This window comes from Streptomyces sp. B93 (assembly GCF_018070565.1).
In the GTDB taxonomy this organism is placed as follows: domain Bacteria; phylum Actinomycetota; class Actinomycetes; order Streptomycetales; family Streptomycetaceae; genus Streptomyces.
Window position 1 is genome coordinate 99,961 of the sequence record NZ_JAGPXL010000018.1, and the last position, 25,332, is coordinate 125,292.

A 25,332-nucleotide genomic window follows, 5' to 3' on the forward strand; every position below is an offset into this window, starting at 1 on the left:
CTGCCGGGCCGGACCCCCCGGCCGCCCGCACCGGTCGGCTTCCCCGGCCCGGCCGGACCAGCCGGGCCGTGGGCGTCGTCCGGTCCAGCCGGGCCGTGGGCGTCGTCCGGACCAGCCGGGCCGTGGGCGTCGTCCGGTCCAGCCGGGCCGTGGGCGTCGTCCGGTCCACCCGGACCGTGCCGCAGGTCCGCCTCCACCGCGTCCGCGACCTCCTCCACGCGGGCCGCCACGGCGGCGGACAGACCCCGGCCCTGCGAACGGTCGGCGCCCTCGACGGCGTACACCACCAGACGGCCCGGCAGCCGGTCCAGGACGCGGGACAGCTCCACCGCGTCCCCGAGGCCCAGCCCGTGCGAGCTGGTCGTCGTGGTGCGGGCGGTCCCCGTGCCGTCCAGGGTGAGCCGGTGGACGCGGCCCGGGTGCGGGGGGCGCGCGTGCGCGGCGTCGACGACGACCGCGAGGGCGGCGCCCTCCCACAGGCCCAGCAGCCTGGCCGGGTCGCCGTCGCAGTTCTCCAGGACGGTGCCCGGCGGCAGCGGCCGGGCGGCGGCGCGCTCCGCGAGCCGTGCCGTCACCGCCCAGCCGACACCGTCGTCGTGGCGGAACTCGTTGCCGACCCCGATGACGACGATCCGGCCGACGGACATCTCCCGCTCCTCACTCCGGGCCCTTCCGCCATGCTGCTCCCCACCGCGCCCCGGTGCCAGGGGCCGACCGGTCCCCGCCGGGCCCGAACAGCCCCTCCTGCCCGGCCGCCCCGGCTGCCACGGTGAGCATGGACCTGTACGCACCCTGCCCGACGACGAGGCGGTGGCAACGATGACGACGACGGAACTGCCCCTGCTCGTGGGCGTCGACGGATCGGACGGCAGTCTGACGGCGGTCGACTGGGCCGTCGACGAGGCCGCCCGCCACGGCGTGCCACTGCGGCTGGTGTACGCCTCCCTCTGGGAGCGCTACGAGGGCATCACCCTCTCCGGGGACCTGAAACGGCCCTCCGAGCAGGTGCTGTCCGAGCACATCGTCGCCTCCGCGGCCGAACGCGCCCGGCGCCGCGAGCCCGACGTGAAACTCTCCACGGCCGTGCACACCTCCGACCCGGTGGACGCGCTGCTGCGCGCCGCCGACCACGCCTTCGCCCTGGTCACCGGCTCCCGGGGGCGCGGCGAGCTGAAAGGGCTGCTGCTCGGCTCGGTGAGCCTGGCGGTCGCCGCCCGCGCGCACTGCCCGGTGATCGTCGTCCGCGGCGACCGGACCGGACTCACCGGCGGCCACGACCGCGTCCTGCTCGGCGCCGGGGAACCGGCCTCCGGCAGCGCGGCGGCCCGGTTCGCCGTCCGCGAGGCCGAGGTCCGCGGCGCCACCCTGGACGCGGTCCGCGCCTGGCGCTGCCCCGTCCACGAGAGCGCCGACACGGGCGCCCTCGCCCAGGAACCGGCCCGCCACCACGAGGAACGCGCCCTCACCCAGCTCGACGAACTGCTCGGCGGCCCGCTGGCCGACCACCCCGGCCTGCGGGTGCGCCGTACGACGGTGGAGGGCCCGGCACGCAAGGTGCTGGTGCGCCACTCCGCCGCCGCCGATCTCGTGGTCGTCGGCGCCCGGCGCCGTCAGGGCCACATCGGCCTCCAGCTCGGCAGGGTCGCCCACACACTGCTGCACCACGCGGAGTGCCCGGTCGCGGTCGTGCCGCAGCACGACTGAGCGGGCCCAGGTGCGCTGCCGGGGCCGAACGGCCCTTGGCGCTCGGGGCCCACGTGGCTCACGCTGGTGGTCGGAGGCCCCTCGTGTCTCCGGCAGCGCGGCCCGCCCCGGCCGCCCCGCACACCCACCGCATGACCAGGAGGTGACGGTCATGATCAGGCCAGTGGTTGCCGGTGTGGACGGCTCACGCGAGGGTTTCGCCGCCGCCGACTGGGCGGCCCGCGAGGCACTGCGCCGCGGACTCCCGCTCCGGCTCGTGCACGCCTGGGAGGCGGGCCTGCCGGAGGGCGCCGTCGAGGCCGCCGCCCTGCCCGAGCTGCGGGCCCCGCAGCAGCACGCCCGCCATGTGCTGCGCCATACGCTCGACCGGCTGGCGGAGCGGTACCCGCAGCTCACCGTCACCGCCGAGCAGGTGGCCAAACCGCCCGTGCCCGCCCTGCTCGCGGAGGGTGAGCACGCCGAACTGCTGGTGATCGGCAGCCAGGGACCGACCGGTCTCGGCGGGTTCGTCTCCGGGTCGGTCGCCATGGCGACCGTCGCCCGCTGCGCGCGCCCGATCGTGCTGGTGCGCGACGGCGCGGCGGCCGAGGACGAGCACGTGCCGGACGAGACCGGCGGCCCGTCGGTGCGCACCCCCTGCCGTGAGGTCGCCGTCGCCGTCGCCGTCGATGTCGACGAGCCCAGCGACGACGTCATCGCCTTCGCCTTCCGCGCAGCCGACCTGCGGCGGGCGCCGCTGCGCGCCGTGCACGCCTGGCACCTGCCGTTCGCCCGCGGCCTGCCGGACGCCGCCGAGCGGCGGGCGAGCGTGTGCCGGTCGGCGGAGCGTGAGCTGGCCGAGCTGCTGCTGCCGTGGCGCGAGAAGTACCCGGCCGTGTCCGTCTCGGAGGTCTGCCACGAGGGCCGCCCGGCCCATGTGCTGGTACCGGCCGCCGACGGGGCCGGCCTGCTGGTGGTGGGCCTGCGGCGGCGCGCCACGGTGACGGTCCCGCACACCGGGCCGGTCGCGCACGCCCTGATCCACCAGGTGCGGGGTCCGGTGGCACTGGTGCCGCACGACTGACCCCCCAGCCGCGGAATACCGCTCACCGCACACGGCATACCGCTCATCGCATACGGTCGACCCGAGGGTTCTCAACTCCCGTACCCGTTCCTATCGTCCGGGATCATGAGTCCCCCCGTCGCACCCCCGGGCTGGAGCCGTTGGCTCGTGCCACCCGCCGCTCTCTCCGTCCACCTCTCCATCGGCCAGGCCTACGCCTGGAGCGTGTTCAAGCCGCCCCTGGAATCCGCGCTCGGCCTCAGCGGCACCCAGAGCGCGCTGCCCTTCCAGCTCGGCATCGTGATGCTCGGCCTGTCGGCCGCGTTCGGCGGCACGCTCGTGGAGCGCAACGGGCCGCGCTGGGCGATGACCGTCGCCCTGGTGTGCTTCTCGTCCGGCTTCCTGCTCGCCGCGCTCGGCGCCGCCACCGAGCAGTACTGGCTGATCGTCTTCGGCTACGGCTTCGTCGGCGGCATCGGCCTCGGCATCGGCTACATCTCCCCGGTCTCCACTCTGATCAAGTGGTTCCCGGACCGGCCCGGCATGGCCACCGGCATCGCCATCATGGGCTTCGGCGGCGGCGCGCTGATCGCCTCGCCGTGGTCGGCGCGGATGCTGGAGTCGTTCGGTGCCGACAACTCCGGGATCGCCATGGCGTTCCTGGTCCACGGGCTGACGTACGCGGTGTTCATGCTGCTCGGTGTCCTGCTGGTGCGGGTGACGCGCGGTGAGCGGCCGGTGGCGTCCGCGCCGAGCACGGTGGACGGTGTGCAGGTCTCGGCCCGCAGCGCCGTGCGCACCCCGCAGTTCTGGTGCCTGTGGGTCGTGCTGTGCATGAACGTCACCGCGGGCATCGGCATCCTGGAGAAGGCCGCCCCCATGATCACGGACTTCTTCGCCGACACCCCGACCCCCGTGTCGGCCACGGCCGCCGCCGGCTTCGTCGCCCTGCTGTCCGCCGCCAACATGGCCGGACGGATCACCTGGTCGTCCACCTCAGACCTGATCGGCCGCAAGAACATCTACCGCGTCTACCTGGGCGCCGGAGCGCTGATGTACCTCCTCATCGCGCTGTTCGGTGACGCGAGCAAGCCGCTGTTCATCCTGTGCGCGCTGGTGATCCTCTCCTTCTACGGCGGCGGGTTCGCCACCGTCCCCGCCTATCTGACGGACCTCTTCGGCACCTACCAGGTCGGCGCCATCCACGGGCGGCTGCTCACCGCCTGGTCCACGGCGGGCGTCCTCGGCCCGCTGATCGTGAACTGGATAGCGGACCGGCAGGAGGAGGCGGGCAAGTCCGGATCCGCCCTGTACGGAACGTCGTTCGTCATCATGATCGGGCTGCTCGTCGTCGGCTTCGTCGCCAACGAGTTCGTCCGCCCCGTCGATCCCCGTCACCATGTCACCGCGCCGAGGGAGGCCGCCGATGTCCGAGGACAGCAGCCAGAGTCCGCCTGACCGGCGTGCGTTGATCGCCTTCGCCTGGCTGTGGGTGGGGGCGCCGCTCGGCTATGGGCTCTACGAGTTGGTCCGCAAGGCCACCCAACTCTTCACGGGGTGAGTGTCCGACAGGTGTTCGGGCGTCCGAGGGTCTGATGGAAGCCGACAACTCGGGCGCCCGATTCCTGTCGCCTTGCCTGCCGCCGTACCCGTGAGTCACTGATCACACTGGTGAATCCCGCTACCCAAGGCAACGAGGGGGATCCCACCCATGAACGGCTCGCGCATCGCCTCGCTAGGCCACTACCAGCCAGCCAAGGTGCTCACCAACGAGGACCTGGCGGACCTGGTCGACACCAGCGACGAGTGGATCAGAAGCCGGGTGGGCATCCGCACCCGCCATATCGCCGGGCCCGACGAACCGGTCGACGAGCTGGCCGCGCACGCCGCCGCCAAGGCGCTCGCCACGGCGGGCCTCACCCCCGGTGACATCGACCTGGTCGTGGTCGCCACCTCCACGGCCATCGACCGCTCCCCGAACACGGCCGCCCGGGTCGCCGCCCGGCTGGGGGTGCCCTCGCCCGCCGCCATGGACGTCAACGTGGTGTGCGCCGGGTTCACCCACGCCCTGGCCACCGCCGACCACGCCGTGCGGGCGGGCGCCGCGGCCCGGGCGCTGGTGATCGGCGCCGACAAGATGTCCGACGTCACCGACTGGACGGACCGTACGACCTGTGTGCTGGTCGGGGACGGGGCGGGCGCCGCCGTGGTCGAGGCGGCCGGTTCCGCGGACGCGGGCATCGGGCCGGTGCTGTGGGGCTCGGTGCCCGAGATGGGGCACGCGGTGCGCATCGAGGGCGTACCGGCGCGGTTCGCGCAGGAGGGGCAGAGCGTCTACCGCTGGGCGACCACCCAACTGCCCCCGATCGCCCGGCGGGCCTGCGAGCGGGCCGGTCTCGCCCCCGCCGACCTCGCCGCGGTCGTGCTGCACCAGGCCAACCTGCGGATCATCGAACCCCTCGCCGAGAAGATCGGCGCCGTCAACGCGGTGGTCGCCCGCGATGTCACCGAGTCGGGCAACACCTCGGCCGCGAGCATCCCGCTGGCCTTCTCCAAGCTCGTCGAACAGGGCGCGGTCACCACCGGCGACCCGGTGCTGCTGTTCGGCTTCGGCGGCAACCTGTCGTACGCCGGGCAGGTCGTCCGCTGCCCTTGAGCAGCGGCGCAACCGCACTTCGGGCGGGTGTGTGACGAGGTCGACTCACCCATGGGCTGGCACTTGTGCGCCGTAGACTGTAGACGAAAGACAATCGATACTGGCTACCAGTGCCGCAGGGACCGGCGCCACCGCGGGTCCCGCGCCCGCCGTGCACGGCCCGCCGAGGAGGGGGACCGATGTTGTCGACAGGACTGCCGCAGGGGGCGGTGCCCAAGCTCGAACGGCCCGGACCGCTGCGCGACCGGGTCTACGAGGCGCTCCTGGAACTCATCACCACCCGCGCCCTCCAGCCGGGCCAGCACCTCGTCGAGAGCGAACTCGCCGGTCACCTCGGGGTGTCGCGCCAGCCGGTGCGCGAGGCGCTGCAACGCCTCAACACCGAGGGCTGGGTCGATCTGCGGCCCGCCCAGGGCGCGTTCGTGCACGAGCCCACCGAGGAGGAGGCCGACCAGTTGCTGACCGTCCGTACGCTGCTGGAGGCCGAGGCCGCCCGGCTCGCCGCGGCCAACGCCACCAAGGACGGCATCGACGCGCTGGAGGCCCTGCTGCACGAGGGGCTGGAGGCCGTCGCCGACGACGACGTGGACGCCGCCGTGGCGCTCAACGCCCGCTTCCACGCCAAGATCATGGAGCTGGCCGGGAACGCGGTCCTCGCCGAACTCGCCGCCCAGGTCGACCGGCGCGTGCGCTGGTACTACACGCCGGTCGCCCGGCAGCGCGGCCACCAGTCCTGGGTGGAGCACCGGGACCTGATCGCGGCGATCGTGGCCCGCGACGAGCAGTCGGCCACCCGGCTGATGCGTGAACACACCGAGCACACCCGCCGCTCATATCACGCCCGGCAGCAGCCCTGACCCCACGCCTCAGAACCGGGCGCGCGCCCATGCCTTCAGCGCGGCGCGCGCCCTGAGTGTTGTCATTGCGCCCGTTGTGCACCCCGGCTTTGTCCTGCGAGTGGAAAAAGTCGTCGGTAATTCGTGCACGACTTCTTCCCAGTCATGGCAGCCGCTGCTACGTTCCCCTACCGAAGCAAGCCACAGCAGTGGCGGAAACCCGGCGCACACAGGCCGACAGAGGCGGGGAGGGGCTCGTGAGACGTATGACGGCGCGACCCGCTAACGCCCATCAGGCCAAACTGCTGAAGCTGCTGCGCGACGGCGGCCCCAACTCCCGGGCCCAGCTGGGCGACCAGGTCGATCTGTCCCGGTCCAAGCTGGCGGTGGAGGTGGACCGGCTGCTGGAGACCGGACTGGTGGTGGCCGACGGGCTCGCCGCCTCCCGCGGCGGCCGACGCTCCCACAACATCCGGCTCGCCCCCAATCTGCGGTTCCTCGGTGTCGACATCGGCGCGACCTCCATCGACGTCGCGGTCACCAACGCCGAACTGGAGATCCTGGGGCACATCACCCAGCCCATGGAGGTACGCGAAGGCCCGGTCGCGGTCTTCGAGCAGGTCCTCGCCATGGCGGCGAAACTGCGGGCATCGGGACTCGCGGAGGGCTTCGACGGCGCCGGCATCGGCGTCCCGGGCCCGGTGCGGTTCCCCGAGGGCGTCCCCGTGGCGCCCCCGATCATGCCCGGCTGGGACGGCTTCCCGGTGCGGGAGGCGCTCAGCCAGGAACTCGGCTGCCCGGTCATGGTCGACAACGACGTGAACCTCATGGCGATGGGGGAACAGCACGCCGGAGTCGCCCGGACCGTCAACGACTTCCTCTGCGTCAAGATCGGCACCGGTATCGGCTGCGGCATCGTCGTCGGCGGAGAGGTCTACCGCGGTACGACGGGCAGCGCGGGCGACATCGGGCACATCCAGGCCGTGCCCGACGGACGCCCGTGCGCCTGCGGCAACCGGGGCTGTCTCGAAGCCCACTTCAGCGGCGCCGCGCTCGCCCGCGACGCGCTGGAGGCGGCCCAGCAGGGCCACTCGGCCGAACTCGCCGCACGGCTGGAGGCGGGCGGCGGCCTCAGCGCCGTCGACGTCGCCGCCGCCGCTGCCGCGGGCGACGCCACCGCCCTGGACCTGATCCGCGAGGGCGGCAACCACTCCGGCAAGGTCATCGCCGGTCTGGTCAGCTTCTTCAACCCCGGCCTGGTGGTGATCGGCGGCGGGGTGACCGGCCTCGGCCACACCCTGCTCGCCGCGATCCGCACCCAGGTCTACCGCCAGTCGCTGCCGCTGGCGACCGGCAACCTCCCCATCGTCCTGGGCGAGTTGGGCCCCACCGCCGGAGTCATCGGCGCGGCCCGGCTCATCAGCGACCATCTGTTCTCACCGGCGTAACCGCGCAACCCCGCACCGCACCACGGCTCGTCAGGCACCACGCCCGGCACCACCCCTGCCCCGCCCTGCTCTGCCCTGCCCTGCCCCGCCACGTCCTGCCCAGCTCTGCCCTGCCCCGTTCCGCCCTGCCCTGAACCGGCCCGCACGCCCGCCAAGGGGAACCCACATGGCACCAGAACCACCGCTGCTCAGCATGTCCGGCATCACCAAGTCGTTCCCCGGAGTCCGCGCCCTGGACGGCGTCACCCTCGACGTCCAGGCGGGTGAAGTGCACTGCCTCCTCGGCCAGAACGGCGCCGGGAAGTCCACCCTGATCAAGGTCCTCGCGGGTGCCCACCAGCCCGACGGCGGCACCATCAGCTGGCGCGGCGAGGAGGTCACCCTCCGCTCGCCGATCGCCGCCATGCGCCTCGGCATCGCCACCATCTACCAGGAACTCGACCTGGTGGAGCACCTGTCCGTCGCCGAGAACGTCCACCTCGGCCATGAGCCGACGGCCGTCGGCTTCGTCGTACGGCGCGGCGCCGCCCGCTCCTCGACGGCCGCGCTGCTGAAACGGCTCGGCCACCCCGAGATCGATCCGGCACGGCTGGTGGGGGAGCTGTCGGCGGCGCAGCAGCAGATCGTGTCGATGGCGCGGGCCCTCTCCCACGACGTACGGCTCATCGTGATGGACGAGCCGTCCGCGGCGCTCGACCCGGACGAGGTCGACAACCTCTTCCGCATCGTCGGCGACCTGACCGCCGACGGGGTCGCCGTCGTCTACATCTCCCACCGGCTGGAGGAGATCCGCCGCATCGGCGACCGGGTGACCGTCCTCAAGGACGGCCGGGCGGTGGCGAACGGACTGCCCGCCAAGTCCACGCCCACCCGTGAGGTCGTGGCCCTGATGACCGGCCGCAACGTCGAGTACGTCTTCCCCGACCGGCCCACCGAGCCGCCCGCCCGCGAACCACTGCTCCAGGTGCGCGGCCTGGCCCGGGACGGCGAGTTCGAGCCGCTCGACCTGGAGGTCCGCCCCGGGGAGATCGTCGGCCTCGCCGGACTCGTCGGCTCCGGACGCTCCGAGATCCTGGAGACCGTCTACGGCGCCAGGAAGCCCACCGCCGGTGAAGTGCTGGTGGACGGGCGGCCGTTGCGGCCCGGGAGCGTACGGGCCGCCGTGCGCGCCGGGCTCGGGCTCGCCCCCGAGGAACGCAAGGCCCAGGCCCTTTTGATGCTGGAGTCGGTCACCCGGAACGTGTCCGTCTCCTCCATGTCCCGCTTCTCCCGCGGCGGCTGGATCGACCGCGGCGCCGAACTGGGCGCCGCCCGCGCCGCGACCCGGCAGCTGTCGCTGCGCCCCGACAACCCGTCCGTGCCGGTGCGCACCCTCTCCGGCGGCAACCAGCAGAAGGCGGTGCTCGCGCGCTGGCTGCTGCGCGGCTGCCGGGTGCTGCTGCTCGACGAACCGACGCGCGGCGTGGACGTGGGCGCGCGCGCCGAACTGTACGCGGTCGTCCGCCGCCTGGCCGACGAAGGCCTCGGCGTCCTGCTGGTCTCCAGCGAGGTGCCCGAGGTGCTCGGCCTCGCCGACCGTGTCCTGGTGCTCCGAGAGGGCCGCGTCGTCCACACCGCGCCCGCCCGCGACCTCGACGAACACCGCGTACTCGACCTCGTGATGGAAGGAAGCCCGGCGTCATGACGCAGCCCGTCTCCCCGCCGCGGGACAGCGCCGACAAGGTGCCGTCGGCGCCCCCGCCGCCCGCATGGCGCACCCTCGTGTTCCGCGCCGACGTCCGCACCCTGACCCTGCTGGGCGTGCTCGCCGCCCTCGTCGTCATCGGCGGGATCACCAAGCCGGACGAGTTCCTCGACACCCGCAACCTCCAACTCGTCCTCACCCAGGCCTCGGTCATCGGCGTCGTCACCGTCGGGATGACCTTCGTCATCACCTCCGGCGGCATCGACCTCTCCGTCGGCGCGATCGTCGCCCTCGCCTCCGTGTGGGCGACCACCGTCGCCACCCAGGAGTACGGCTTCGGCGGCATCCTGTTCACCGCCGTACTGGTCGGGGTCGGCTGCGGCCTGGTCAACGGACTGCTCATCGCCTACGGCGGGATGGTCCCGTTCATCGCCACCCTCGCCATGCTCGCCTCGGCGCGCGGCCTGGCCCTCCAGATCACCGACGGCCGCACCCAGATCGTCACCGTCGACAGCGTCCTCGACCTCGGCGAACGCGACGCCTACGTGCTCGGCATCCCGCCGCTCGTGCTGGTCTTCGCCTTCGTCACCATCGTCGGCTGGCTGGTGCTCAACCGCACCACCTTCGGCCGCCGCACCGTCGCCGTCGGCGGCAACCCCGAGGCCGCCCGCCTCGCCGGGATCGACGTCCGCCGCCAGCGCCTCTACCTGTACCTGCTGTCCGGACTGTGCTGCGGCATCGCCGCGTTCCTGCTGATCATCCTGTCCGGCTCCGGTCAGAACACCAACGGAAACCTCTACGAGCTCGACGCCATCGCCGCCGCGATCATCGGCGGCACCCTGCTCAGCGGGGGCCGCGGCACCATCGTCGGCTCCGTGCTCGGCGTCCTGATCTTCACCACCATCACCAACATCTTCGCCCTGAACAACCTTCAGAGCGACGTCCAGCAGATCGCCAAGGGCGCGATCATCGTCGCCGCCGTGCTGGTCCAGCGCCGTACCGCGAGCACGACCTGAGGAAAGGGTTCACCGACATGACACAGCTCCCCACACGCAGAGGACTGCTCTTCGGGACCGCCGCCGTCTCGGCCGGTGCCCTCCTCGCAGGTTGCACGAGTAACGAGTCCAGCGACGACAAGGACAAGGCGGACAACAACCAGCCCGCCGCCGACGACCAGCCCGGCAAGCAGGTCACCATCGGCTTCGCCGGTCCCCAGGCCGACCACGGCTGGCTCAACGCCATCAACGACAACGCCAAGAGCCGCGCCGGGAAGTACTCGGACGTCACCCTGGAGATCACCGAGGGCTCCAACGACACCGCCCAGCAGATCGGGCAGATCGAGACCCTCATCAACAAGAAGGTCGACGTCCTGGTGGTGCTGCCCGCCGACGGCAAGGCCCTCACCCAGGTCGGCCTCAAGGCGATGCGCGCGGGCATCCCCGTGATCAACCTCGACCGCATCTTCAACAGCCCGCAGGCCTACCGCTGCTGGATCGGCGGCGACAACTACGGCATGGGCCTCAACGCCGGGCACTACATCGGCGAGAAGCTCAAGGACAAGCCGAACGCCCGCGTCATCGAACTCGCCGGGCTCGACAACCTGGAACTCACCCAGCAGCGCACCCAGGGCTTCGACGACGCCCTGAAGAACTATCCCAACATCAAGAAGGTCGCCCGCCAGGCCGCCGAGTTCACGGTGGAGTCCGGGCAGGCCAAGATGGCCCAGCTGCTCCAGGCGCAGTCCAACTTCGACGCCCTGTGGAACCACGACGACGACCAGGGCGTGGGCGCCCTGCGCGCCATCGAACAGGCCGGACGCGACGACTTCCTGATGGTCGGCGGCGCCGGCGCGCTCTCCGCCTTCCAGGCCATCGAGGCGGGCAACAGCGTCCTGAAGGCCACCGTCCTCTACCCGCCGACCATGGCCGCCTCCGCGATCGACCTCGCCCGCGCCCTCGGCCAGGGCAAGGGCGTCGGCGGCATGGCCGAGTTCGAGATCCCCGCCTCCATCACGCTCTACTCGGCCGTCGTCGACAAGGACAACGTCGGTCAGTACATGTCCACCGGCTTCGAGTGAGGCGCCCCGTACCACGGGCCCGGCCCGCCGCCGACGGCGGGCCGGGCGCCACCCCCCACCGCGCCACGACGACGAGGAGGAGTCATCCAATGGGACAGCCGCAGCAGGCCGAGGGGCCGGACGACCGCAGCGGGGCAGCGGGGCCGCCGCCCCTGCGCGTCGGCATGGTCGGCTACGCCTTCATGGGCGCCGCCCACTCCCAGGGCTGGCGCACCGCGGGCCATGTCTTCGACCTGCCCATGCGGCCGGAGCTGACCGCGATCTGCGGACGGGACGCCACCGCCGTACGCGCCGCGGCCGACCGGCACGGCTGGGCCTCCGCCGAGACCGACTGGCGCGCCCTGGTCGCCCGCGACGACATCGACCTCGTCGACATCTGCACCCCCGGCGACAGCCACGCCGAGATTGCGCTGGCCGCCCTCGCCGCGGGCAAGCACGTCCTGTGCGAGAAGCCCCTCGCCAACACCGTGGAGGAGGCCGAGGCGATGTCGGCGGCGGCCGAATCCGCCTCCGCGCGGGGCCAGTTGGCGATGGTCGGCTTCAACTACCGCCGGGTGCCCGCCACCGCCCTCGCCCGCCGCATGGTCGCGGAGGGCCGCCTCGGTACCCTGCGGCACGTCCGGGTGACCTACCTCCAGGACTGGCTGACCGACCCGCGGTTCCCGCTGACCTGGCGGCTGCGCAAGGAGCACGCCGGGTCCGGCTCGCTCGGCGACCTGGGCGCGCACATCGTCGACCTCGCACAGCACCTGGCCGGAGAGCCGCTGGCCGGGGTCTCCGCGCTCACCGAGACGTTCGTACGGCACCGGCCGCTGCCCGGTGGACCCACCAGCGGGCTCGCCGCGGTGTCCGCCGACGGCACCGGCGAGGTCACCGTCGACGACGCCGCCCTGTTCACCGGCCGCTTCGCCTCCGGCGCCCTGGCCTCCTTCGAGGCCACCCGCTACGCCACCGGCCGCAAGAACGCCCTGCGCCTGGAACTCAACGGCGAACGCGGCTCCCTCGCCTTCGACCTGGAGCGGCTGAACGAACTCTGGTTCCACGACGGCACCGAACCGGACACCTACTCCGGTTTCCGCCGCATCCTCGTCACCGAACCCGACCACCCCTACCTGGAGGCCTGGTGGCCGCCCGGGCACGGGCTCGGCTACGAGCACACCTTCGTCCACCAGGTCCGCGACCTGGTGCACGCCGTCGCCGAGGGCCGCCGCCCCGAGCCGTCCTTCGCCGACGGCCTCCAGGTGCAGCGGGTGCTCGCCGCGGTGGAGGAGAGCGCCGAGAAGAACAGCGTCTACACGACCATCGCCGCCTGATCCATGCCCGACCACCGCGTGACCCATGCCTGACCGCCGCCTGACCGTCGTCTGAGGAGGACCGGACGGATGCCCCGCAACTTCACGCTCTTCACCGGCCAGTGGGCCGACCTGCCCCTGGAAGAGGTCTGCCGACTCGCCCGCGACTTCGGCTACGACGGCCTCGAACTCGCCTGCTGGGGCGACCACTTCGAGGTCGACAAGGCCCTCGCCGACCCCTCCTATCTGGACTCCCGGCGCGCGCTGCTCGACAAGTACGGCCTGAAGTGCTGGGCGATCTCCAACCACCTCGTCGGCCAGGCGGTCTGCGACGCCATCATCGACGAACGCCACCAGGCCATCCTGCCCGCCCGCATCTGGGGCGACGGCGAGGCCGAGGGCGTACGGCAGCGGGCCGCCGCCGAGATCGCGGACACCGCGCGCGCGGCGGCGGCGTTCGGCGTGGACACCGTCATCGGGTTCACCGGCTCCGCCATCTGGCACCTGGTCGCGATGTTCCCGCCCGCGCCCGAGTCGATGATCGAGCGCGGCTACCAGGACTTCGCCGACCGCTGGAACCCGATCCTGGACGTCTTCGACGCCGAGGGCGTGCGGTTCGCGCACGAGGTCCACCCCAGCGAGATCGCCTACGACTACTGGACGACCGTACGCGCGCTCGACGCGGTCGACCGCCGCCCGGCCTTCGGCCTCAACTTCGACCCCTCCCACTTCGTCTGGCAGGACCTCGACCCGGTCGGCTTCCTGTGGGACTTCCGCGACCGGATCTACCACGTGGACTGCAAGGAGGCCCGCAAGCGCCTCGACGGCCGCAACGGCCGCCTCGGCTCCCACCTGCCCTGGGGCGACCCGCGGCGCGGCTGGGACTTCGTCTCCGCCGGGCACGGCGACGTCCCCTGGGAGGACGTCTTCCGGATGCTCCGCTCCATCGACTACCGGGGTCCGGTCTCCGTGGAGTGGGAGGACGCGGGCATGGACCGCCTGCAAGGCGCCCCGGAGGCGCTGAAACGACTCAAGGCCTACGACTTCGAACCGCCGACGGCTTCCTTCGACGCCGCGTTCGGCAACTGACCACTCCCCACATCGCTCACCGGGGTGACGGCGCACCCCGGCGTTCGTAACCGCCCGTACAACCGGCCCCTTTCTGGAGGCACCCGTGCACGGGAACGACCGCACCAACCGCCCTGCCCCCCACCCGAAACACCCCCTCTTCCGCAGAGCCATCGCCCTGCTCAGCGGCGCCCTGCTGGCGGGCGCGTCCCTCACGCTCGCCGCACCCCAGGCCACCGCCGCCGACCCCGGCGCCGCCGTGGCCGCCGAGGACTTCCAGCAGGTCACCCTCGCCAAGGGCGAGGCGGAGGTCGGCGAGCCCATGTCGCTCGCCGTCCTCCCGGACCGCTCGGTCCTGCACACCTCCCGCGACGGTGAACTCCGGCTCACCGACGCCGCGGGCAACACCAAGCTCGCCGGGAAGCTCGACGTCTACTCCCACGACGAGGAGGGCCTCCAGGGCATCGGCGTCGACCCCGACTTCGAGAACAACCGTTTCATCTACCTCTATTACGCGCCCCCGCTGAACACCCCCGCGGGCGACGCCCCCGAGACCGGCACCGCCGCCGACTTCGCGCCCTTCGACGGCGTCAACCGCCTCTCCCGCTTCGTCCTCAACGAGGACGGCACCCTGGACAACGCCAGCGAGCAGCAGATCCTCGACGTCCCCGCCACCCGCGGCATCTGCTGCCACGTCGGCGGCGACATCGACTTCGACGCCGCGGGCAACCTGTACCTGTCGACCGGCGACGACTCCAACCCCTTCCAGTCCGACGGCTACACACCCATCGACGAGCGCGCCGACCGCAACCCCGCCTTCGACGCCCAGCGGACCTCCGGCAACACCAACGACCTGCGCGGCAAGATCCTGCGCATCAAGGTCAACGCGGACGGCTCCTACTCCGTCCCGGAGGGCAACCTCTTCGCCCCCGGCACGGACAAGACCCGCCCCGAGATCTACGCGATGGGCTTCCGCAACCCCTTCCGCTTCAGCGTCGACAAGGAGACCGGCATCCTCTACGTCGGTGACTACGGTCCCGACGCGGGCGCGGCCAGCCCCAGCCGCGGCCCCGCCGGCCAGGTCGAGTTCGCCCGCGTCACCGAGCCGGGCAACTTCGGCTGGCCGTACTGCACCGGCGACAACGACGCCTACGTCGACTACGACTTCGCCACCGGCACCTCCGGCGCGGCCTTCGACTGCTCCGCCCCGGTCAACAACTCGCCGCACAACACCGGCCTGACCGAGCTGCCCCCGGCGCAGGCCGCCTGGATCCCGTACGACGGCGGCTCCGTCCCCGAGTTCGGCAGCGGCTCCGAGTCCCCGATGGGCGGCCCGGTCTACCACTACGACCCCGCGCTCGACTCGCCGGTGAAGTTCCCCGAGGCCTACGACGGCGACTTCTTCGCCGGTGAGTTCGGCCGCCGCTGGATCAAGCGGATCAGCAGCGACGCCGACGGTACCGTGCAGTCCATCAACGACATCCCCTGGACCGGCACCCAGGTGATGGACATGGCCTTCGGACCCGACGGGGCCCTCTACGTCCTCGACTACGGCCTCGCCTGGTTCGGCGGCGACGAGAACTCCGCCCTGTACCGCATCGAGAACGCCACCGACGGCCACTCCCCGGTCGCCCAGGCCAGCGCCAGCCGGACCTCCGGACAGGCGCCACTGCGGGTGAGCTTCTCCTCCGCGGGCAGCACCGACCAGGACGGCGACGCCCTCACCTACCGCTGGGACTTCGGCGACGGCGCCACCTCCACCGCCGCCAACCCCACGCACCGCTACCGCCAGAACGGCACCTACACCGCCACCGTCACCGCCGAGGACCCCACCGGCCGCACCGGCAGCGCCAGCGTGCAGATCGTCGTCGGCAACACCGCGCCCACCGTGGTGCTGGAGACCCCCAAGGACGGGCAGCTGTTCAGCTTCGGTGACGCCATCCCGTTCAAGGTGAAGGTCACCGACCCCGAGGACGGCAAGACCATCGACTGCTCCAAGGTCACCGTCACCTTCATCCTCGGCCACGACACCCACGGTCACCCGCTCACCTCCGCCAAGGGCTGCTCCGGCACCCTCCAGACCAGCGCCGACGGCGGCCACGACGAGGACGCCAACATCTTCGGTGTCGTCGACGCCGAGTACACCGACAACGGGGGCGGCGGGCAGGCCCCGCTGACCACCCACGACCAGCACGTCACCCAGCCCAAGCACCGCCAGGCCGAGCACTTCGGCGACAGCTCCGGCGTCTCGGTGATCACCAAGGAGGCCGCGCACGGCGGCCGCACCGTCGGTGACATCAACAACGGCGACTGGATCTCCTTCACCCCGTACGCCCTGAACAACGCCAAGAGCGTCACCGCGCGAGTCTCCTCCGGCGGCGCGGGCGGCACCCTGGAGATCCGGGCGGGCTCCGCCACCGGCACCCTGCTCGGCAAGACCGCGGTGCCCGTGACCGGAGGCTGGGAGACCTTCCAGGACGTCAGCGCCGATCTGTCCCGCGCACCGCGCGGCACCACCACCCTGTTCCTCGTCTTCAAGGGCAGCGGCTCCGGAGCCCTGTTCGACGTGGACGACTTCACCTTCACCACCGGCTGAGGGAGGCGGCGATGACACGGACCAACGGCAGACTCCTCACCACCGCCGTGGGCACGGCCATGCTGCTCGGCTGCGTGGTCTCCACCCCGGCCCTCTCCCAGCCGGAAGAGGCGTCCAAGGACCCGCGGGTACTGGTCTTCTCCAAGACCGCGGGCTTCCGCCACGACTCCATCCCCGAGGGCGTCGCGGCCGTCCGGGAACTCGGCGACAGCGGCGGCTTCGCCGTCGACGCCACCGAGGACGCCGGCGCGTTCACCGCACGCAACCTGCGCAAGTACGACGCGGTCGTCTTCCTGTCGACCACCGGCGACGTGCTCAACCCCAGCCAGCAGCGCGCCTTCGAGGGCTACATCCGCAAGGGCGGCGGCTACGTCGGCATCCACGCCGCCGCCGACACCGAGTACGACTGGGCGTTCTACGGCGGCCTCGCGGGCGCCTACTTCCAGTCGCACCCACAGATCCAGCCCGCCACCGTCGAGGTCGAGGACCGCGCCCACCCCGCCACAGCGGGACTGGAGAAGGCCTGGAACCGCACCGACGAGTGGTACAACTACCGCTCCAACCCGCGCGAGCACGCCCATGTCCTCGCCTCCCTCGACGAGTCCTCCTACACCGGCGGCACCATGCAGGGCGACCACCCGATCGCCTGGTGCCAGAACTACCAGGGCGGCCGGGCCTTCTACACCGGCGGCGGCCACACCAAGGAGTCCTTCGCCGAACCCGCCTTCCGGCAGCACCTGCTGGGCGGCATCAGGTGGACCATCGGCGCCGCCCAGGCCGACTGCCGCCCCGAGACCGGCTACCGTCCGCTCTTCGACGGCACCGCCGCCTCCCTGGACGACTGGAAGCAGGCGGGCCCCGGCTCCTTCGAACTGAGCGCCGACGGCACGCTCACCACCACCGGCGGCATGGGCATGCTCTGGTACGCCGCCTCGGGCTTCGGCTCCTACTCGCTGAAGCTCGACTGGAAGATGGCCAGCGAGTCCGGCGACGACAACTCGGGCGTCTTCGTGGGCTTCCCGCCCTCGGACGACCCGTGGTCGGCGGTCAGCAACGGCTACGAGATCCAGATCGACGCCACCGACGCCCCGGAGAAGACCACCGGCGCCGTCTACGACTTCCAGTCCGCCGACCTCAGACAGCGCGACCGCGCGCTGAACCCGCCGGGGGAGTGGAACACGTACGAGATCAGGGTGGAGGGCGAACGCCTCCGCGTCTGGCTCAACGGCGTGCTGATCAACGACTTCACCAACACCGACCCCGCCCGGAGCCTCACCGACGGACACATCGGCATCCAGAACCACGGAGCCGCCGACAAGGTGTCCTTCCGCGATGTGCGGATCAAGGAACTGCCCCCGGCGGCCACCGCCGCCACCGCGGGCGACTGAGCGACGGCGGGCGGGAGACGCCGGACTCCCGCCCGCCGTCATCCACCGCACCCCTTCCCCACCCCCGGCTCCCACGCGGGCCACCGGCCCGCCGCCGGAGCCGGGTCCGGCGACCCACCAGGGTTCGCGCACGACAAGGAGGCTGCCCATGTCCGCGTCCCTTCCCCGACCGCGCGTCGGCGTCTGGCTGATCGGAGCCCGCGGCTCCGTCGCCACCACCGTCGTCGCGGGCTGCGCCGCCGTCACGGCGGGACTGCACCCGCCCACCGGCATGGTCACCGAGACCCCTCCCTTCACCGACACCGGACTCCCGCCCCTGTCCACCCTCGTCTTCGGCGGCCACGACACCGTCGACTGCCCCCTGCCCAAACGCGCCGAGGCCCTCGCCGCGGGCGGGGTGCTCCCCGCCGGACTGCCGTCCGCCGTCGCCTCCGAACTCGCCGCCGCCGACCGTGAGATCCGCCCCGGCGGCCCCGCCCCCGGCGACACCCGCACCCCCGACGACCTGATCACCGCCTTCGCCGCGGACATCGAGGACTTCGTACGACGCCACGAACTGACCCGGGCCGTGGTGGTGAACGTCGCCTCCACCGAGCCCAACCCCACCGACGGCACCCTGCCGCCCAGCTCCCTCTACGCCGCCGCCGCCCTGCGCGCGGGCTGCCCCTACGTCAACTTCACCCCCTCCACCGGCCTGCACCACCCGGCCCTCGCCGACCGGGCCACCGCGAGCGGACTGCCGTACGCGGGCCGCGACGGCAAGACCGGCCAGACCCTGCTGCGCGCCGCCCTCGGCCCGATGTTCACCCAGCGGGCCCTCGACGTGCGGGCCTGGTCCGGCACCAACCTGCTCGGCGGCGGCGACGGCGCGGCCCTCGCCGACCCGGCCGCCGCCGCGGCCAAGAACGCGGGCAAGGAACGCGTCCTCGCCGACACCCTCGGCGCCACCCCCGAGGGCGAGGTACACATCGACGACGTCCCCGCGCTCGGCGACTGGAAGACGGCCTGGGACCACATCGCCTTCGACGGCTTCCTCGGCACCCGCATGATCCTCCAGACCATCTGGCAGGGCTGCGACTCCGCCCTCGCCGCGCCCCTCGTCCTCGACCTGGCCCGGCTCATCCTGCGCGCCCACGAGGCGGGCCTGTCCGGACCCCTGTCCGAACTGGGCTTCTACTTCAAGGACCCGATGGGGGACGGGCCGTCCGCCCTCGCGGAGCAGTACACGGCACTGACCGCGTTCGCCGCCCGGCTCCGTGAGCCCCAGCACGGACGTGAGGAGGCGCGGTGACGGCGACCGTGACAGCACGGGCGGGCGGGGACCCGGCCCGCGCGGATGACCGGCGGGGCGACGGCCCCACCCGCCGCGTACCGCGCGCCCGCGGCCGGGCCTGGGCCGAACTCCTGCGCCTGCCCGCCCTGTTCACCGTCCCCGGCGACGCACTCGCCGGGGCCGCCGCCACCGCGCGGCGCCCCACCTCCCGCACCCTGCTCGCCATCGGCTCCTCCCTCTGCCTGTACTCCGCCGGAATGGCCCTCAACGACTGGGCGGACCGCGCGGAGGACGCCGCCGAACGCCCGCACCGCCCCCTGCCGTCCGGCCGCGTCCGCCCTGCCGCCGCCCTCACCGCGGCCTGCGCCCTCACCGGCGCCGGACTCGCCCTGGCGGCCCGCGCCGGACGCCCCGCCCTCACCGTCGCCGCCCCCCTGGCGGCCACGGTCTGGGCCTACGACCTGACCCTGAAACACACCCCCGCCGGTCCGGCGGCCATGGCCGCCGCCCGCGGCCTCGACCTCCTCCTCGGCGCGGCGGCCACCACCGGCCGCACCCGCGACGCCCTCCCGTCCGCCGCCCTCCTCGGCAGCCACACCCTCGCCGTCACCGCCGTCTCCCGTCGCGAGACCCAGGGCGGCTCCACCCTGGCCCCGCTCGCGGCCCTCGCCGCCACGACGGCCCTCACCGGGCTGCTGACCCGCGGCTCACCCAGTCCCCCGGCAGGCCGGAGGCCAGCAGCCACCTCCGGCCTGCCGGGCACCACGGGCGCGGCGACGCCGGGCGCGGCCCTCCTCGGCGCCGCCGCGCCGGGTACCGCGTCAGCGAGCCCGGCGGTGCGGCCCCGGGCTCGGCAGGGGAGCACGAAGCCCGCCGGCGGCGGCACCCTGCCCACCGCGCTCGGCGCGCTCTACGCCCTCACCGCCGCCCGCCCCTACGCGCACGCCGTCCTCAACCCCTCACCCCCGCTCACCCAACGGGCCGTCAGCGGCGGCATCCGCGCCACCATCCCCCTCCAGGCCGCCCTGTCCGCGCGCTCCGGCGCCTCCGTCACCGCCCTGTGCGTCGCCGCGCTCGCCCCGCTCGGCCGCAGGTACGCCAGGAAGGTGAGCGTCACATGAGCCCCCTGCGCTTCGGCTACGGCACCAACGGTCTCGCCGACCTCCGCCTCGACGACGCCCTGGCGCTGCTCGCCGACCTCGGCTACGACGGCGTCGGTCTGACCCTCGACCACATGCACCTGGACCCCCTGGCCCCGGACGCCGCCGCCCGCACCCGCCAGGTCGCCCACCGGCTGGCCGCCCTGGGACTGGGCGTCACCGTGGAGACCGGGGCCCGCTATGTGCTCGACCCGCGCCGCAAACACGGCCCCTCCCTCCTGGACCCGGACCCCGACGCCCGCGCCCGGCGTGTCGACCTGCTGATCAGGGCCGTCCGGATCGGCGCCGACCTCGGCGCCCACGCGGTGCACTGCTTCAGCGGGATCACCCCGGCCGGAACGGACGACGACACGGCCTGGAAACGCCTCACCCAATCCCTCACCCCCGTCCTGGACGCCGCCACCACGGCGGGCATCCCCCTGGCCGTCGAACCCGAGCCCGGCCATCTCCTCGCCACCCTCGCCGACTTCCACCGGCTGCGCACCGCCCTCGGCGACCCGAGCCAGCTCGGCCTCACCCTCGACATCGGCCACTGCCAGTGCCTCGAACCCCTTCCGCCCGCCGACTGCGTCCGCGCCGTCGCGCCCTGGCTGCGGCACGTCCAGATCGAGGACATGCGCCGCGGCGTCCATGAGCACCTCCCCTTCGGAGAGGGCGAGATCGACTTCCCGCCCGTCCTGGCGGCCCTCGCCGCCACCGGCTACCAGGGCCTGACCGTCGTCGAACTGCCCCGCCACTCCCACGCGGGCCCCCACTACGCCGAACTCTCCCTCCCCTTCCTCCACCGCGCGGCAGCCTCCGCCACCGCGGAGACCCCGCTCGACGCGCCACCCCACGGCGAGCCCTCCGCCACCCCAGAAGGGAGCAGCGCCCGATGACCCACCGCCCCGCCGCACCGGACACCCCGGCAGCGAGCAGCACGGGCAGCGACGACACCGAAGCCGCCCACCACAGCACCACCAGCCACACCACCCGCCCCACCGCTCCCCCTCCGCTCGCCGTCACCCCACCGCACCAGCTCCGCACCCACCTCGGCGTGAGCCTCGGCGGAGCCGCCCGCGCCTGGCTCGACCAGGCCCTCGACGAGGCCGCCGCCCACCCCGGCGGCCACGGGCCGATCTCCGTGTGGGAGCTACGGCTCGCCGAGGCCGGACGCCGCTGCGGCACCGAACATGCCGACGCCGCACGCGTCCTGATCCTGCACGCGGCCCGCGCCGACACCGCCGCGCTCGACCGCGTCTACCGCCAGGGCACCGCCGACGAACGCCGCGCGGTCCTGCACGCCCTGCCCCACCTCGTCACCGGCCCCCACGCGCTCCCGCTCGTCGAGGACGCCCTGCGCACCAATGACACCCGGCTGCTCGCCGCCGCCGTCGGCCCCTACGCGGCCCGGCACCTCGACGCGCACAACTGGCGCCACGCCGTGCTGAAGTGCCTGTTCACCGGGGTGCCCGTGGACCAGGTGGCCGACCTGGAGCGCCGCGCCCACGGCGACGCCGAACTCGCCCGCATGCTCGGCGACTACGCCGCCGAACGCACCGCCGCGGGCCGCCCGGTCCCCGGGGACCTGCACCACGTCCTGGCCCTGACCGAGTCGGCACCGCCCTCGCCCGGCACGGACACCCCCCACGGCAAGGAGTCCTGATGCGTATCTTCGACCCCCACATCCACATGACGTCCAGGACCACCGACGACTACGAGGCCATGTATGCCGCGGGCGTCCGCGCCGTCGTCGAACCCTCCTTCTGGCTCGGCCAGCCCCGCACCTCCCCGGCCACCTTCCTCGACTACTTCGACTCCCTCCTCGGCTGGGAACCCTTCCGCGCCGCCCAGTACGGCATCGCCCACCACTGCACGCTCGCCCTCAACCCCAAGGAGGCCAACGACCCGCGCTGCGCGCCCGTCCTCGACGAACTTCCCCGGTACCTCGTCAAGGACCAGGTCGTCGCCGTCGGCGAGATCGGCTACGACTCGATGACGCCCGCCGAGGACACGGCCCTCGCCGCCCAGCTCCAGCTCGCCGCCGACCACGGGCTCCCCGCGCTGGTGCACACCCCGCACCGCGACAAGCTCGCCGGTCTGCGCCGCACCCTCGACGTCGTCAGGGAATCCGCCCTGCCCATGGACCGCGTCCTGGTCGACCACCTCAACGAGACCACCGTCAAGGAGGCCAAGGACAGCGGCTGCTGGCTGGGCTTCTCCGTCTATCCGGACACCAAGATGGACGAGGAGCGGATGGTCGCGATCCTGCGCGCCCACGGCCCCGAGCAGGTCCTGGTGAACTCCGCCGCCGACTGGGGCCGCAGCGACCCCCTGAAGACCCGCAAGGTCGGCGACCTGATGCTCGCCGAGGGCTTCACCGAGGACGACGTCGACCGCGTGCTGTGGCGCAACCCGGTGGCCTTCTACGGGCTCAGCGGACGCCTCCACCTCGATGTCGCCGCCACCGACGCCACCCACGAGGGCAACTCCATCCTGCGCGGCGGGGAGTGAGGCATGCGCTTCCGCCACCCGGACGGCTCCACCGTCCACCTCGCCTACTGCACCAACGTCCATCCCGCCGAGACCCTCGACGGTGTCCTCGCCCAGCTCCGCGACCACTGCGAACCGGTGCGCCGCAGGCTCGGCCGGGACCGGCTCGGCATCGGCCTGTGGCTGGCCAAGGACGCCGCCCACGCCCTGGTCACCGACCCCTCGGCGCTGCGCGGACTGCGCTGCGAACTCGACCGGCGCGGCCTGGAGGTGGTCACCCTCAACGGCTTCCCCTATGAGGGGTTCGGCGCCGAAGAGGTCAAGTACCGCGTGTACAAGCCGGACTGGACCGACCCCGAACGGCTCGAGCACACCACCGCCCTGGCCCGGGTCCTCGCCGCGCTGCTGCCCGACGACGTCACCGAGGGCAGCATCTCCACCCTGCCCCTCGCCTGGCGCACCCCGCTCCCGCAGCCGACCACCCCGCCCGAGCGGACCGGGGCCGCCACCGACGAACGCGACCGGGCGGCCCGCACCGCCCTGCTGGCCCTCGCCCAGCGCCTGGACGCCCTCAGGGAACTCACCGGCCGCTCCATCCGCCTCGGCCTGGAACCCGAACCCGGCTGCGTCGTCGAGACCACCGGCGACGCCATCGCCCCGCTCACCGCGATCGCCCACGACCGCATCGGCATCTGCGTCGACACCTGCCACCTCGCCACCTCCTTCGAAGATCCGCACACCGCCCTGGACGCCCTCAGCGCGGCCGGTGTCCCCATCGTCAAGTCCCAGCTCTCCGCCGCCCTGCACGCCGAACACCCCCATCTCCCCGAGGTCCGCGCCGCCCTCGCCGCCTTCGACGAACCCCGCTTCCTGCACCAGACCCGCACGTCCACCGCCGCCGGACTGCGCGGCACCGACGACCTCGGTGAGGCCCTGAAGGGTGAGGCCCTGCCCGACGCCGCCCCCTGGCGCGCCCACTTCCACGTCCCCCTGCACGCGGCCCCCGCCGCGCCCCTCACCTCCACGCTTCCCGTCCTGACCACCGCACTGGCCCGCCTGGTCGGCGGCCCGCGCCCGCTGACCCACCACCTCGAGGTCGAGACCTACACCTGGCAGGCCCTCCCGCCCGAGCTGCGCCCCCGCGGCCGTACCCAGCTCGCCGACGGCATCGCCGCCGAACTCACCCTCGCGCGCGACCTGCTGACCGACCTCGGCCTGAAGGAGCTGCCATGAGCGCCCCCACCCCGCTCCTCGTCCTCGACGTCGTCGGCCTCACCCCCCGTCTCCTCCACCACATGCCCCACCTGAAATCCCTCGCCCAGTCTGGCTCCCAGGCACCGCTGGGCACCGTCCTGCCCGCCGTGACCTGCGCGGCGCAGTCCACCTTCCTCACCGGCACCCTCCCGTCGGAGCACGGCATCGTCGGCAACGGCTGGTACTTCCGCGAACTCGGCGACGTACTGCTGTGGCGCCAGCACAACGGACTCGTCGCCGGCGACAAGCTCTGGGACGCCGCCCGCCGTGCCCACCCCGGCTACACCGTCGCCAACATCTGCTGGTGGTACGCCATGGGCGCCGACACCGACATCACCGTCACCCCCCGCCCCGTCTACTACGCCGACGGCCGCAAGGAACCCGACTGCTACACCCGGCCCCCGGCCCTGCACGACGAACTCACCGACAAACTCGGCACCTTCCCCCTCTTCCACTTCTGGGGACCCGGCGCTGACCTGGTCTCCAGCCAGTGGATCATCGACGCCACCCGCCACATCCTGGACACCCGCAGCCCCGACCTGGCGCTCTGCTACCTCCCCCACCTCGACTACGATCTCCAGCGCTTCGGGCCCGACGACCCGCGCTCGCTGAAGGCCGCCGCCGACCTCGACGCGGCCCTGGCACCCCTGCTGGACGACGCCCGCGCCGAGGGCCGCACCGTCGTCGCGCTCTCCGAGTACGGCATCACCCGGGTCAGCCGCACCGTCGACATCAACCGCGCCCTGCGCCGGGCCGGACTGCTCGAGGTGCACACTCAGGACGGCATGGAGTACCTCGACCCGATGGCGTCCCGCGCCTTCGCCGTCGCCGACCACCAGATCGCCCATGTCTACGTCCGGCGGCCCGAGGACCTCGACGCGGCCCGCGCCGCCCTCGACGGGCTGCCCGGCATCGACCGACTCCTCGACGACGAGGGCAAGAAGACCCACCACCTCGACCATCCGCGCTCCGGCGACCTCGTCGCCGTGGCGGAGCCGGACGCCTGGTTCACGTACTACTACTGGCTCGACGACGACCGCGCGCCCGACTTCGCACAGCTCGTCGAGATCCACCGCAAACCCGGCTACGACCCGGTCGAACTCTTCATGGACCCCCTCGACCCCTACGTCAAGGTGAAGGCGGCCACCGCGCTGGCCCGCAAGAAGCTCGGCATGCGCTACCGCATGGCGGTGGTGCCCCTGGACCCCTCACCTATTCGCGGCAGCCACGGCCGCCTCCCCGCGAGCGACGACGAAGGTCCGCTCATCATCTGCTCCACCCCCCGGTCGGTCGGTGACCGCGTCGCGGCCACCGACGTGAAAGCCCTGCTGCTCCACCTCGCCGGTCTCGGCACCTGACCGGCCACTTCCTACTGGTCACCA

The 25,332-nt window shown here is 73.0% G+C and carries 20 protein-coding genes and 1 pseudogene; 20 read left to right on the top strand and 1 reads right to left on the bottom strand.

Annotated features, from left to right (window positions below):
• Positions 1-182: 182 nt before the first annotated feature.
• Positions 183-647, bottom strand: a pseudogene (locus KBY47_RS19520) (hydrogenase maturation protease); the annotation flags it as partial.
• Between the two features lie 172 nt (positions 648-819).
• Here KBY47_RS19520 and KBY47_RS19525 point away from each other — a divergent pair.
• From KBY47_RS19525 to KBY47_RS19620, 20 genes are all read left to right on the top strand, one after another.
• Entirely contained in the window at positions 820-1,704 is an 885-nt protein-coding gene (locus KBY47_RS19525) for a universal stress protein (RefSeq protein WP_210922455.1), read from the top strand.
• Between the two features lie 151 nt (positions 1,705-1,855).
• Positions 1,856-2,767 carry a universal stress protein gene (locus KBY47_RS19530; protein WP_210922456.1) on the top strand — a complete coding sequence of 304 codons (912 nt, stop codon included), beginning with the start codon at positions 1,856-1,858 and terminating at the stop codon, positions 2,765-2,767.
• 105 nt (positions 2,768-2,872) lie between these two features.
• Positions 2,873-4,204: an OFA family MFS transporter gene (locus KBY47_RS19535; RefSeq protein WP_210922457.1), complete on the top strand. Its 1,332-nt coding sequence runs from the start codon at positions 2,873-2,875 to the stop codon at positions 4,202-4,204.
• Positions 4,205-4,457: 253 nt separating this feature from the next.
• Positions 4,458-5,402 carry a beta-ketoacyl-ACP synthase III gene (locus KBY47_RS19540; RefSeq protein ID WP_210922458.1) on the top strand — a complete coding sequence of 315 codons (945 nt, stop codon included), beginning with the start codon at positions 4,458-4,460 and terminating at the stop codon, positions 5,400-5,402.
• Between the two features lie 179 nt (positions 5,403-5,581).
• The gene (locus KBY47_RS19545; RefSeq protein ID WP_210922459.1) at positions 5,582-6,259 is read left to right on the top strand and encodes a GntR family transcriptional regulator; all 678 of its coding nucleotides are present in this window, start codon (positions 5,582-5,584) and stop codon (positions 6,257-6,259) included.
• 245 nt (positions 6,260-6,504) lie between these two features.
• Positions 6,505-7,686, top strand: coding sequence for an ROK family transcriptional regulator (locus KBY47_RS19550; protein WP_210922460.1), 1,182 nt, complete (start codon positions 6,505-6,507; stop codon positions 7,684-7,686).
• Positions 7,687-7,852: 166 nt separating this feature from the next.
• On the top strand, positions 7,853-9,370 hold the full coding sequence (locus KBY47_RS19555) for a sugar ABC transporter ATP-binding protein (RefSeq protein WP_210922461.1): 1,518 nt from the start codon (positions 7,853-7,855) through the stop codon (positions 9,368-9,370).
• Positions 9,367-10,386: an ABC transporter permease gene (locus KBY47_RS19560; RefSeq protein ID WP_210922462.1), complete on the top strand. Its 1,020-nt coding sequence runs from the start codon at positions 9,367-9,369 to the stop codon at positions 10,384-10,386. The genes KBY47_RS19555 and KBY47_RS19560 overlap by 4 nt, the downstream gene beginning before the upstream one ends.
• A 17-nt stretch (positions 10,387-10,403) precedes the next feature.
• The gene (locus KBY47_RS19565; protein WP_210922463.1) at positions 10,404-11,447 is read left to right on the top strand and encodes a substrate-binding domain-containing protein; all 1,044 of its coding nucleotides are present in this window, start codon (positions 10,404-10,406) and stop codon (positions 11,445-11,447) included.
• 89 nt (positions 11,448-11,536) lie between these two features.
• Positions 11,537-12,760, top strand: coding sequence for a Gfo/Idh/MocA family protein (locus KBY47_RS19570; protein ID WP_210922464.1), 1,224 nt, complete (start codon positions 11,537-11,539; stop codon positions 12,758-12,760).
• A gap of 69 nt (positions 12,761-12,829) precedes the next feature.
• Entirely contained in the window at positions 12,830-13,828 is a 999-nt protein-coding gene (locus KBY47_RS19575; protein WP_210922465.1) for a sugar phosphate isomerase/epimerase, read from the top strand.
• Positions 13,829-13,913: 85 nt separating this feature from the next.
• Positions 13,914-16,403 carry a PQQ-dependent sugar dehydrogenase gene (locus tag KBY47_RS19580; RefSeq protein WP_210922466.1) on the top strand — a complete coding sequence of 830 codons (2,490 nt, stop codon included), beginning with the start codon at positions 13,914-13,916 and terminating at the stop codon, positions 16,401-16,403.
• Positions 16,404-16,414: 11 nt separating this feature from the next.
• The gene (locus KBY47_RS19585) at positions 16,415-17,791 is read left to right on the top strand and encodes a ThuA domain-containing protein (protein ID WP_210922467.1); all 1,377 of its coding nucleotides are present in this window, start codon (positions 16,415-16,417) and stop codon (positions 17,789-17,791) included.
• 148 nt (positions 17,792-17,939) lie between these two features.
• On the top strand, positions 17,940-19,082 hold the full coding sequence (locus tag KBY47_RS19590; RefSeq protein WP_210922468.1) for an inositol-3-phosphate synthase: 1,143 nt from the start codon (positions 17,940-17,942) through the stop codon (positions 19,080-19,082).
• Positions 19,079-20,185 carry an SCO3242 family prenyltransferase gene (locus tag KBY47_RS19595; protein ID WP_210922469.1) on the top strand — a complete coding sequence of 369 codons (1,107 nt, stop codon included), beginning with the start codon at positions 19,079-19,081 and terminating at the stop codon, positions 20,183-20,185. The genes KBY47_RS19590 and KBY47_RS19595 overlap by 4 nt, the downstream gene beginning before the upstream one ends.
• Positions 20,182-21,102 carry a sugar phosphate isomerase/epimerase gene (locus KBY47_RS19600; RefSeq protein ID WP_210922470.1) on the top strand — a complete coding sequence of 307 codons (921 nt, stop codon included), beginning with the start codon at positions 20,182-20,184 and terminating at the stop codon, positions 21,100-21,102. Before KBY47_RS19595 ends, KBY47_RS19600 begins: the two co-directional genes overlap by 4 nt.
• Positions 21,099-21,869, top strand: coding sequence for an EboA domain-containing protein (locus KBY47_RS19605; protein ID WP_210922471.1), 771 nt, complete (start codon positions 21,099-21,101; stop codon positions 21,867-21,869). The genes KBY47_RS19600 and KBY47_RS19605 overlap by 4 nt, the downstream gene beginning before the upstream one ends.
• A complete protein-coding gene (locus KBY47_RS19610) occupies positions 21,869-22,717 on the top strand; it encodes a TatD family hydrolase (protein WP_210922472.1) in 849 nt (282 codons plus the stop codon). Before KBY47_RS19605 ends, KBY47_RS19610 begins: the two co-directional genes overlap by 1 nt.
• A 3-nt stretch (positions 22,718-22,720) precedes the next feature.
• Positions 22,721-23,929, top strand: coding sequence for a metabolite traffic protein EboE (gene eboE / locus KBY47_RS19615; RefSeq protein ID WP_210922473.1), 1,209 nt, complete (start codon positions 22,721-22,723; stop codon positions 23,927-23,929).
• Complete coding sequence (locus KBY47_RS19620) at positions 23,926-25,308, top strand: nucleotide pyrophosphatase/phosphodiesterase family protein (RefSeq protein ID WP_210922474.1); 1,383 nt, start codon at positions 23,926-23,928, stop codon at positions 25,306-25,308. The genes eboE and KBY47_RS19620 overlap by 4 nt, the downstream gene beginning before the upstream one ends.
• Positions 25,309-25,332 lie beyond the last annotated feature (24 nt).

Excerpts from the sequence above, each read along its gene's own strand:
- KBY47_RS19585 (WP_210922467.1), top strand. The coding sequence starts at position 16,415 with ATGACACGGACCAACGGCAGACTCCTCACCACCGCCGTGGGCACGGCC.
- KBY47_RS19530 (WP_210922456.1), top strand. The coding sequence starts at position 1,856 with ATGATCAGGCCAGTGGTTGCCGGTGTGGACGGCTCACGCGAGGGTTTC.
- KBY47_RS19565 (WP_210922463.1), top strand. The coding sequence starts at position 10,404 with ATGACACAGCTCCCCACACGCAGAGGACTGCTCTTCGGGACCGCCGCC.
- KBY47_RS19605 (WP_210922471.1), top strand. The coding sequence starts at position 21,099 with ATGACCCACCGCCCCGCCGCACCGGACACCCCGGCAGCGAGCAGCACG.
- KBY47_RS19560 (WP_210922462.1), top strand. The coding sequence starts at position 9,367 with ATGACGCAGCCCGTCTCCCCGCCGCGGGACAGCGCCGACAAGGTGCCG.
- eboE (WP_210922473.1), top strand. The coding sequence starts at position 22,721 with ATGCGCTTCCGCCACCCGGACGGCTCCACCGTCCACCTCGCCTACTGC.
- KBY47_RS19545 (WP_210922459.1), top strand. The coding sequence starts at position 5,582 with ATGTTGTCGACAGGACTGCCGCAGGGGGCGGTGCCCAAGCTCGAACGG.
- KBY47_RS19575 (WP_210922465.1), top strand. The coding sequence starts at position 12,830 with ATGCCCCGCAACTTCACGCTCTTCACCGGCCAGTGGGCCGACCTGCCC.
- KBY47_RS19535 (WP_210922457.1), top strand. The coding sequence starts at position 2,873 with ATGAGTCCCCCCGTCGCACCCCCGGGCTGGAGCCGTTGGCTCGTGCCA.
- KBY47_RS19540 (WP_210922458.1), top strand. The coding sequence starts at position 4,458 with ATGAACGGCTCGCGCATCGCCTCGCTAGGCCACTACCAGCCAGCCAAG.
- KBY47_RS19570 (WP_210922464.1), top strand. The coding sequence starts at position 11,537 with ATGGGACAGCCGCAGCAGGCCGAGGGGCCGGACGACCGCAGCGGGGCA.
- KBY47_RS19555 (WP_210922461.1), top strand. The coding sequence starts at position 7,853 with ATGGCACCAGAACCACCGCTGCTCAGCATGTCCGGCATCACCAAGTCG.
- KBY47_RS19600 (WP_210922470.1), top strand. The coding sequence starts at position 20,182 with ATGAGCCCCCTGCGCTTCGGCTACGGCACCAACGGTCTCGCCGACCTC.
- KBY47_RS19620 (WP_210922474.1), top strand. The coding sequence starts at position 23,926 with ATGAGCGCCCCCACCCCGCTCCTCGTCCTCGACGTCGTCGGCCTCACC.
- KBY47_RS19525 (WP_210922455.1), top strand. The coding sequence starts at position 820 with ATGACGACGACGGAACTGCCCCTGCTCGTGGGCGTCGACGGATCGGAC.
- KBY47_RS19610 (WP_210922472.1), top strand. The coding sequence starts at position 21,869 with ATGCGTATCTTCGACCCCCACATCCACATGACGTCCAGGACCACCGAC.
- KBY47_RS19550 (WP_210922460.1), top strand. The coding sequence starts at position 6,505 with ATGACGGCGCGACCCGCTAACGCCCATCAGGCCAAACTGCTGAAGCTG.
- KBY47_RS19590 (WP_210922468.1), top strand. The coding sequence starts at position 17,940 with ATGTCCGCGTCCCTTCCCCGACCGCGCGTCGGCGTCTGGCTGATCGGA.